Raw genomic sequence first — 1,055 nt, 5'->3', positions numbered from 1 at the left:
GATGATTTTTTGTCACATATCTATTTAAGCAGGTGGGGCGTAGCTCACGAACGACGGCGCGTTAGGCGCACAATGCGGTACTCCTGGGATCGCCTTTCTTGACCGGACCAGGGGCCCAGCCAAATGTATGCTCGGTCCTGAAGCGGAGCCACGATGCCAGGGCGGCTACAACGGTGCGGAATGGATGGCATGAGCCGTTGCGCACCTTCGATAACAGAGTTCAACGTGACTTGTATACCGATTTTAAAGAGATGATGGTGTTCGCGGTCCTGCTGGGGCCGCTAAACGCATACGCCTTCGATTCCCGATTCCCCCCAGTCTGCGAGCGTGCTGGCGACGCAACAGGGGGGGCATGGTCATTGGCTAGCGCAGGGTTATTGCTCCGAGACGCTTTCCCAAGCCGTCCAAGTCGGACGGCTGTTCATTGACGCTGGCTCGAGCGTGACATCGAATGCTGACCGTGCCATCCGGTCGGCCCGTCTGCTGGGGGCCAGCAGGTTCGACGGCGTGAACCTGCCGCCGGGCACGATATGGCTGAGGGCAAACAACGAATACGATTTCCCCAGCCCGGTCAACATTGGTCCGGTTCAATTGAATGGACAGGCCACGTTGCTTTACAGCGAGGCAGATGAGACTCGTCCCGGTACGTATGTCGCCGCGCGTCGTCCCGGGCAGGAAGGTACCGTGTCGTTCGAAGGAACTGAGGTCATCGAGGTGGTTTTTACAGAGCCGGACTACGCGGTGGATAGGATTTACCTCGACAAGCCCGGACGAATCCGCGGCTTGCTGGTCGCCGATTTTTTTTCGGCCGATGGGCATGTATTTGCTTTCAGTTCCGGAGGCAGGCAGGTGGTCGATGGCGTCCGCTCGGGCGGCTGCGAAGCAGTCACAATGTCAAATGGGAAGGTGACTTCCCACTTCCTCTATCCGCCATTCCGGCGCCAAATCGGCAATGTCCGCTGCGTTGCTGCGCCACCGGCAAAACGAGTAAGACGGTGACAACAATGCTGCCCATCCGACAGCAACTTCACCCGCGTGACCACGCGCATCCGCGA

1 protein-coding gene is annotated in these 1,055 nt (G+C 58.8%); it reads left to right on the top strand.

Going from position 1 to position 1,055, the window contains the following annotated elements:
* The first annotated feature begins 441 nt into the window (after window positions 1–441).
* Window positions 442–999: a hypothetical protein gene (locus tag ACP7BV_RS27210; RefSeq protein WP_426108028.1), complete on the top strand. Its 558-nt coding sequence runs from the start codon at window positions 442–444 to the stop codon at window positions 997–999.
* Window positions 1,000–1,055 lie beyond the last annotated feature (56 nt).

The organism is Massilia sp. TSP1-1-2, from assembly GCF_049896185.1.
Classification (GTDB): domain Bacteria; phylum Pseudomonadota; class Gammaproteobacteria; order Burkholderiales; family Burkholderiaceae_D; genus Telluria_A.
This window is presented reverse-complemented; position numbering and strand designations above follow the sequence as displayed.